The organism is Micromonospora sp. BQ11, from assembly GCF_052068135.1.
Taxonomy (GTDB): Bacteria; Actinomycetota; Actinomycetes; order Mycobacteriales; family Micromonosporaceae; genus Micromonospora.
On sequence record NZ_JBQHDB010000019.1, the window covers coordinates 45120 to 54089 of the forward strand.

Sequence of the window (8970 nt, forward strand, 5' to 3'; positions counted from 1 at the left end):
CAGGAGTCCTCTTCTCACGCTTGGTTCGGCATCCGCTCGCCGATGGTCGTGGCCCACAACTGCAGCAGCGTGGGAGAACGCACCCACAGCGGCGGGTGCAGGCCCGCCTCCCGGAGCACGCTGTTGGCGTAGGTGGTGCAGTTGTTGGTGAAGACCGAGAAACGGCCCTCCGCCAGTGCGCTCCTGGCCGCGAACTCGTCGGCGGCCTGCACGTTCTGTCCGGGCAGGTGGATGCGGCGTACGTAGCGGCGGGGGATGCCGTTTCCGCTCATGGGCTCGTAGGGCTTCTCTTGGACGTTGATCGTGGTGCGCTGCCCGCCGCGGAAGGTCGCCTTGAGGTTGCCGAGCTCGGCGTTCAGGTCGCTGATCCTGGTGGTGGCAGCGCGCGGTGCGCGCGTGCCGATCTGCGCGTGCCAGACGCTGCCCTGGTCGTAGTTCATGACGTAGACGGCCCCTGCTTCGCCGGCCGCCTCTGCCCGACGGCCAGCGCTCACCGTCATCCGCGTGCGCAGCATGTTGCCGCGGCCCAGGACACCGCCGATGGCTCCGCCGACGGCTCCACCGAGCGCGCCCAGCGCGGTCGACAGGCCGGCGCCGGCGCCGAAGTCCTGGCCCTGGAGGTGGTTGGAGACGCCGTTGCTGATGAAACCGTCGAGGGCGCCGAGTCCGGTGCCGATGAACGTCTCGATGCCGAGCGACGCCGCCACGCTGGTGGTGGCCGCCGCCGAGACGAATCCCAGTCCGGCGGCCGCCAGGCCGAACGCTGCTCCCAGCCCGACCGAGATGCCCCACTCCTTCCAGGTGGCCTGCGGTCCTTCGGCGTTGGCGTGGCCCAGTCCGTAGGCGGCGCTGGCGATCCCGCCGCCGATGAGGAGGCCGCCGAGCAGGGTGCCGCCCACCATGAGCGGCCAGGCGAGGCCGGCGGTTCCGATCGTGAGCGCGAATCCGGCCAGGGTGACGGCGACGCCGCCGAGGACCGCGCCGAACGCCGGCCAGGACCAGGCGAACCCGCCGCTGGGGTCGTACCCGTTGACGGGATCTCCGCCGGCGTAGAGGTAGGGACTTGGATACTGCCCGGCCGGGTCCATGCTGAGGAACCGTCCGGTGTCCGGGTCGTAGAGGCGCTGCGGGAAGAGGTAGAGGCCGGTGCCCGGGTCGCGCTCGGCGCCGGTGAACAGGTACGGGTAGGTGGCGCTCGCGCCGCGGTCCAGTGGGGTGCCGAGGAATCCACCGGTGGGCAGGTAGGTGAACGCGCCGATGAGGCCGGTCGAGTCGTAGACGCCTCGGGTGGAGCCGAGCCGGCCGCGCATGATGTACGCGGTGCCTCGCGGGGACCAGACGGCGACGGTGCCGCCGGGCCCCGGGATCAGGTAGCCGGCCCGGCGGGTCCCGTCCGGGTCGACGTGGTGCAGCGCGAGCGGCGCCGCGTCAGGGCCCGGTACGGAAAGCCGTTGCCGGTCGGGGGTGGTGCGCAGGAGCAGCGTGCCGTCGGCGTCGCGGGTCAGGCGAAGTGCTCCGGCGGCCCCGGTCAGGCTGGTGGGAAGTCCGGAGACCGCCTCGTAGCGTAGGTCGCGCACGTTCAGCGGTGCGGCGTCGGTGACGTTGCCGTCCCGGTCGTAGCCGAACGCCTCGCCTGCCACGTCGTCGTCGCCGATGGTGCACAGCTGGTTGGTGCCGTGGCGGTAGTGCAGGCGCTGGGACACGCCGGCGGTGCGGGTCGTCAGGTTGCCGTTCGCGTCGTAGGTCAGTCGGCTCACTCCGAACCGCTGCCCCGCGCTGCAGTCGGCCACGGCGAGGCGGCCCAGCGGGTCGTAGCCGTAGCGGACGGTGACATCGGGCAGGAAGCCGTCCTGGCGTACGTCGGTGAAGCGGGTGTCGGTCCGGGCGGCGCGGCCGTCGTGGTAGCCGCCGTCGTCGTATCCGCCGCTGGTGTAGTCGGTGGTCTCGGTCAGGTAGCGGTCCTCGACGCGGGTCAGCCATCCGGGTGGGGTGTAGTGGTAAGTGCGGGTCAGCTCCGCCACGGTCCCGGGGGCGAACACCTCGGTGGCCAGCGAGCCGCCGGGGGTATAGGTGAACCGGGCCAGGTCGGTGTCCTGTCCGGCGTGCTCGCCGGTGACCGCGACCAGGTTGTTGAAGCCGTCGGTGGCGAGTCGGGCGGTGAACGCGTTCGTCCCGAGCTGGGCGTCGTAGGTGATGGCGGTGACCGCGCCGGTGGCGTCGTGGTCGAAGGCGAGGGTGTGCGGGGCGTCGTCGTCGTAGGAGGCGACGTGGATCGTGCGGGTGTTGACCAGGCCGCGCTGGTCGTAGGTGTAGGTGCTGCGGGTCGATGCCGCGTCGTCGGCGGCGGGGCCGGAGCAGGTCTGCCAGAGCCGGCCGTACAGCAGCGGGTCGGTGCCGTCGCCGTCGTAGCGGTAGCGGGCCAGCCAGGTGCCGGTGGCGGGCAACCAGGCGGGATCATCGGCGTGTCGTTGCAGCTCGTCGCGGTTCCATGCCGCGACGCAGGTGCCCTGCTCCACCAGGCGGCTCAGGCTGTCGTACCGCCGGTAGCTGAGACAGCCCTCGCTGGCGGCCTGCGGGCCTTGACTGAACCGCAGCCGCCCGAGGGTGTCGTAGACGTGGTTGACAATGCCGTCGAGGTCGGGTCCGGTGACCGAGACCGGGTTGCCGACGAAGTCGTAGGCGAATCGTTCGACGAAGCGGTCCCGGTCGGGCACCCGGGTGTCGGTGACGTTGGGTTGGTCCCGGCGCACGAGGTTGCCGTAGGGGTCGTAGTGGTTGCGCACGAGCGCGAAGGTTGCTGGGCCGCCGGTCAGGTCACCGTGGGCGGCGGCGACGGTTCGGCCCAACCGGTCGCGCCACAGCCGCATCACCCGGCCGTCAGGGTCGGTGCTGACCTCGAGCGGGTACTGCCCGGCGGGCAGCTTGGGCAGGAGCGGCTGCTCGGTGTTCAGGTGGTATGCGGTACGGGCGGTGTGCCGCTGTCCGACGGGGATCGATTCGACGATGGCGAACGCCTGGCCGGGCCGCCCGGATTCGACGGGTCGGCCCAGTGGGGAGGGTTCGAAGAGCGTGCGGGAGAACGGGTAGCCGCCGTCGTCGGGGTAGGCGCGGGTCAGCTCGCAGTCGCCCATCGCCCCGGTCTCGGGATCCAGGTCGGTCATCAGGCCGGGTCGGTAGCCGATCAGCTCACCGTCGACTTCGACGGTCTTGGTGGTGATCGCTGCCCGGCCAGCAGCGTCGTAGCCGGTGGCCGACAGTCGCACGCGGGTGTCGTCGACGTGGTGTAGCTGCCGGGGGCGGCCGGCGTTGTCGGTGAAGCAGATCCCGACCACCGGGACGGTCCCGAACGCGATCCAGCGCAGCGCCAGCGGGCCGTCGGTGGCGAAGGCCACCGGCCCGGCGAAACCGTCCGCACTGACCCGCTGGAGCAGCAGCTCACCGTCGACGTACCAGAGCATGCGGTGTGGCCAGACGATGAGCATCAGGTCGGTGCCGGGTTCCGCCGGCACCGCAGCCGCCGTCTCACCGTCGGGCTGGTGCAGCGTCCAGCAGCCGTCGGCCCAGCGTACGCACCACTCGCCGAGGGTGAGCCGTACCGGCCGCCGCACGGCCGGGTCGGCGGCCAGGGCGAGACGCAGCAGGTAGCTGCCCTCGGGCGTCCCGGTGAGGGCGAGCGTGCCGGTGCCGTCCTGCGCGTAGCGCAGCAGGCCCGGATCCTGCTGCCAGCCGGCGTCGGCGCGCCACTGCGCGCGCCACTGCGCGCCCTGACGAAAGTCGGTGAAGGTGCCGGGGCCGCGCAGCGACGCCACCAGGGTGGCGTTCGGCCGCGCGGGGTCGAAGGTGTCCCGTCCGCAGCGCCAGACGTACTCGGCGGTGGCCGACAACGGCCAGTCATCGAAGCCGACGTCCAACACGGGTCGGGTCAGCAGGTCGTAGCCGATGCGGCGGGTGTCGCTGAGCATGTCCACCGTGGCGCGCAGCTCCTGCCCGTCCGGGGAGTACACCGAGGCCTGCAGACTGGCCGCAACCGGGGCGAACGCGAGGTCGTCGACCAGGAGGTACCGCCGGTCCTGGCGGCTGGTGAGGGTGATCGTCACCGACGCGATGGCGCCCAGGTCCAGCGCCTGCGGGTCGATCGGCTGGTGCAGCCAGCGCCATCGGTCGTCGGTGGCAGGAATGGACAGCACGAGTTCCGCCGTGCGCCCCTGCTCGTCGCGGACCGTGGTGCGCAACGCGGCGAGATCCGGGTCGTCGACGAACCCCGGCTGGGTGCAGACCCAGCACGACAGGTGATAGGGCCGGTCGCCGCGGGCCGGGGTGAACGCGTTGGTGATGCCGATGGCGCAGTCGGGGTCACCGGGGATGGCCAGTCGCCGTGAACCGGAGTGCGCCGGGCCCTCGGTGATGTATCCGGTCGGGTCGAGGCCGGCGGGGGTGAGCGTCCAGCCGCCGTCGTCCTCGTACTCCTCGAAGCCGTACCAGCAGACCTCGCCCTGACGGGGGTCGGCGTTGGCGGTGGTGGCGACCGCGAAGCGGCGCTCGCGGTCGTAGATGGCGGCGGCGACGTGCCCGCTGGCGTCCAGCGCCGCCAGTGGCTGGGCCCGCTCGGTGACGTCGAGGACCTGACGTGCGCAGAGCCAGCCCGGTCCGGGTTCGGCCTCCGAGCCCCAGGACGGGAAGGTCGGATCGTCGACGCCCATCCACTGGTAGCCGCGCGCAGCGGCCCAGGGCCCCCACTCGTTGCGGTAGGTGGTGACCTCGCTGGCGGTGACCACGTCCGCGGTGACGTCGGTGCTGGTGACCTGGCTGGTCGGGACAAGGCAGTTGAGCTCGCGCAGGCCCGGATAGGTCTGCCAGGCGTAGGAGGTGTCGCGGCGCAGCCGCCGCCGCACCCCCTGGTCGTCGACGTTGTCGTTGATTTCGCGGCACGGCTGCCCGTGGTCGTTGTACTCGTGTTCGGTGGTGTCGACCAGCCACCCGTACACGGTGAGCCGTGTCCCGTCGGCGACCACCTGGTAGTTCGCGCCGTTGGCGTCGGTGAGCCGCCAGCGCCGGTCGGGCTGCTCCTCGTGCACCGTCAGCGGGTCGGTCAGTGGTATCCCGTGTGCGGTGAAGTGCGGCCGTAACGTGGCCTGCACATCGTGCTCTCGGGTCTGCGCGCGGTCGGTGTCGGCGGTGAACAGCTCCCCCGCGGTCGCCTGCGTCTGCCTGCGCACTCTGGTGTAGGTGCCGACGACGGACGCGCTGTCCTGACCGGAGTAGGTGTAGGGATAGCTGACGCTCTCGCTGACCTGGCGGCCGTCGGCGTCGAAGGCGCGGGTGCGGTACAGCTGCCCGTTGAGCTTGCTGAAGTACGCCCGGGCGTTGCTGTACTGGTCGGATACCGGGTAGAGCACGCCGGGCACGCTCGGGCTGAGCCCGTTGAAGAAGACTCGTTCGACGCAGCCCTGGTCGCCGTTGCCGGGCGTGGCACGGACCGTCACGTACTGGGTGACCAGTCCGTACGGGTCGTAGGTCGCGGTGGCGAGGTCATAGTCCAGCGTCGTGTGCCGGGCTTGGTAGCCCGTGTCGCTGCCGACCCGGACCACCGGGTAGGCCACGAGCCGGGTGGCGGTCCGGCCGCCGACGACGCGGTACAGGGCAAGGCTGGTGGCGTGGTCGAAGTCGGAGCCGCGGTAGGTGACAACGGTCTCCGGGCCGGTGAGGATCTGTCCGGGCTGCGGGTCGGGGACCACCACGCGTTCGCCGGGCAGCGCGACCGACTCCCCCACCGCGGCGTCGACGAGTGTGACCAGGTGAGCGGAGCCGCTGCGGTCCTGGTAGCTCAGGTAGGCCGGCGCGGCGTTGGTCAGGGTCGCCAGGTCCGCGTCGGCCGGCAGGGCGTACGCGGTGCTCCAGGCGCCCTCGGGCGTGCGCCAGAGCAGGTCGCGGCCGACCGTGCGGTAGCCCTCGGCGAGGGTGGGCAGCCCGGAGGTGGCGCCGTTGATCCGGGTGGGTGTACGCCACGCGTTGCGGTAGGGGTCGTACTCGTACAGCTCGGCCGTCCACTGGCCGCTGTCCTGGACGGTGATGGCGTAGGCGGTGTCGGCGGCGTAGTGGTAGGTGTAGCGGGGGCCGACGATGGGCCGGGTTGCGGTGACCTGCTGCCAGCGGGCGCCGTCGAAGCGGAACAGGTGCCCGCCGTTGGCGGCGGTCGACCCGTTCACCGTCGCGTATCCGACCGGGTTGCGGACGTCCAGCGGTTGACTGCCGTCCACCTTCAGGACCTGCCCGAACCGGTATGACGTCGACCAGGTGACCAACCGGCTGGCGTACCGGACGGTCCCGGCCGTGTCGTCAAGGACGGTCACGAAGCCGAGCACGGCGAAGGACGCGCCGATGGCGAGCAGCCGATCGGTCGAGGTGGCTGTCCAGTCGACGTCGACGGTCTCGCTGATGGTGTCGCCGCGGCGCCAGTGCCGCTTCGCGTCGCAGTGATAAACGGCGATGCTCAACGTCCGGCTCTGCTCGGCGTAGGTGGCGGCGACACAGACGCCGGCGCCGCTGGCCAGCGCCACGCGGTCCACACCGCTCAACCCGAAGCCCTGCTCGATCCAGCGCCGCTCGACCGGATCCCAGGTAACGGTCTTCAACTGCCCGGCCCGGGCGTCCGCAACGGCGACGAAACCGCCGCCGACACTGATCGCCGGTTCGGTCAGCGGCTCATCGAGCGTGACCGGATACGTGTCACGTTCCCACTCGCCGAAGCGAAACGGCTCCGCGCGGACCAGGTGGACCCGGTACTGGCCGCTGTACGCGTCCTCGTACCAGACGGCGAAGAATCCCTCGGTGGTGAGCACCCGCAGGGTGGCGGGTGTCGCCGCCCACTGGCGGGTGTCCTGCTGGACGGACCAGCTGCCGTTCCACGAGTACACGCCGGTGGTGATCTGACCGGTGGCGCTGTTCTCCCAGGTCAGAACGGTGTAAGTGGGACCGTGCCAGACCCGTGGCGTACCGCCGGCGGCCGGTCGTTGGACCGGGACCCGCAGCGCGGTATCGGGCAGCTCGGCCGCGCGGTAGTCGTATCCCGACTGCCCGCCCTGCGGCGTGCGCGCACCGGACATCGCACCCGGGTTCGAGCTGTCCGCGCCGTGATAGTCGAACTCCAGCTCCGGCAGGGCTCCGCCGGCGGCCACCTCCTGCCCGACGGCAACGAGATAGCGCTTGAGGTACCGGCTGTCGTCGGCGTGCCGGGAGTGATTGTGCAACGCGTAGCGCAGCTGTGTGGTCAGCACGGTGGCGCCGGCGCTGTCGCGCACGACGATCTGGTCGAGGTAGTGGTCCTCCACCTGGAACTGGTAGGCGTTCTGGCCGCCGTGCGGTGGCACATGCGGAGGCGGCGCCTCGCAGGGCTCCTTCAGCAGGTGACGGAAGTCGACGCTCTGCCCGAACACGTCAACGATCCGGCTGAGCCGACACGAGCGCGTGCAACGCGCCTGCGGGCTCGCGCCGATCAGCACGTCGTCGATGTCGTACTCGAACGACACGGCGTCGCCGGCCAGCGAGCGGATCCGCAGGAGGTTCCACGCCAGCGGAAAACTCACCCCGCCCGCAAGTGTGGACGGGCCGATCCAGTTGCCCCAGCGCACGCCGCGCTGCACCGCCCCCAACCCGTAGGTAGAGGTGCTGCCGTCCTCCCGGACGATGGTCCAGTACTCGGACTCCGGTGAGATGGGGTCAGGATGGTAGGTGATCTGCCAGAACGGCTGGTCGACAAGTTGGAAACGCTGCACCGGCCCGTCGACGTCCACCAGCACGAGTTGTCGCGGAGCACCGCCGGTGACCAGGTAGAACACGTCGTCGACCGTCGTGCCGCTGGTCTGGGACTCGACGACGACGCGTTCGTACGGCAGGGACCAGCCCAGGCCGAGCACCCCGGTGGGTGCGGTGAGGTTGGACCGTTGCACCGAATGGTGCACTCCACTGCCGTAGAAGGCGGTGACGGTGACGTCCAAGCCGCCGCGGCCGGTCAGCGAAATCAGGTCCAGGGGCAGGTTCACCTCTCCGCGGAACATGTTCACCACGTCAGCGACGTCACCACCGACGAGCAGCTGTGACGTTCGTACCCCTGGCGCGGCCGCTGCTTGCGCCATCCCCATCGCGGCCACCCCCGTCCGCACTGCCCGCCAGCCGACTGCTCGTGTCACCCCGACCCGGCGACGCGCAAATCCGATGATATTGCCGTTTCTTCGCAGACAGGCACGAACAAGGCATCAGCCCCTCGATGAGGGGACGTCACGGCGTTCACGGCCGGCCCTGGCGTCAGCTCATCCCTGTTGCACAACGCCGCGTAGATCGGTCTCCGAGCGGGTGCACGAGATGAGGCAGGCTTTCGAGAAGCATGTGCCCCGGCCCACCGGACCCTGTCACGGCGGCTACAACCCGGCCGACCCACTCGCCTCCCGGTTGCGGCTGGCCGGCGGGGACGAGCTGACCCTGGGCGAGCTGCTCGACGGGCAGCTGTTGCGAGACGCCCGGCTGGTCGTCGCGTCGGCCTGCCAGACCGCGATCACCAACGTCCTGCGCCTGCCGGACGAGGCGGTAGGCCTGCCGGCGGGGTTCCTGCGTGCCGGCGCGGCAGGCGTCATCGGCACGCTCTGGCCGGTCGCCGACCTACCGACGGCGCTGCTGATGCGCCGCTTCTACGTCCACCTGCTCGGCGAAGGCGAGGCCCCGCCGCTGTCGCCGGCCGCCGCGCTGCGCGCGGCTCAGCAGTGGCTGGTCCGCTTGAGCGACGCCGAGCTCGCCGCGCTGTTCAGCGGGGCCCCCGCTCCCCCTCCAGGTCACAGTGCCGGCCCCTTCGCTCACCCCTACTTCTGGGCCGGCTTCGTCGTCGCCGGCCGATGAGCGGTCAGGGTGTGGACCGCGCGGGACCGTCACCACGCGGCGCCGACACACAGGATCGTCAGCGATCAGCACCTCCGGGCACTT

2 protein-coding genes are annotated in these 8970 nt (G+C 71.1%); one reads left to right on the forward strand and one right to left on the reverse strand.

Annotation, left to right across the window (positions count from 1 at the left end; genetic code table 11):
- Positions 1–14 precede the first annotated feature (14 nt).
- Positions 15–8054, reverse strand: a complete 8040-nt coding sequence (locus ACTMSW_RS29160; RefSeq protein WP_441183947.1) for an RHS repeat-associated core domain-containing protein — start codon at positions 8052–8054, stop codon at positions 15–17.
- 304 nt (positions 8055–8358) lie between these two features.
- Between ACTMSW_RS29160 and ACTMSW_RS29165 the strand changes: the two genes are divergently transcribed.
- The gene (locus ACTMSW_RS29165; protein ID WP_441183948.1) at positions 8359–8886 is read left to right on the forward strand and encodes a CHAT domain-containing protein; all 528 of its coding nucleotides are present in this window, start codon (positions 8359–8361) and stop codon (positions 8884–8886) included.
- Positions 8887–8970: the final 84 nt, after the last annotated feature.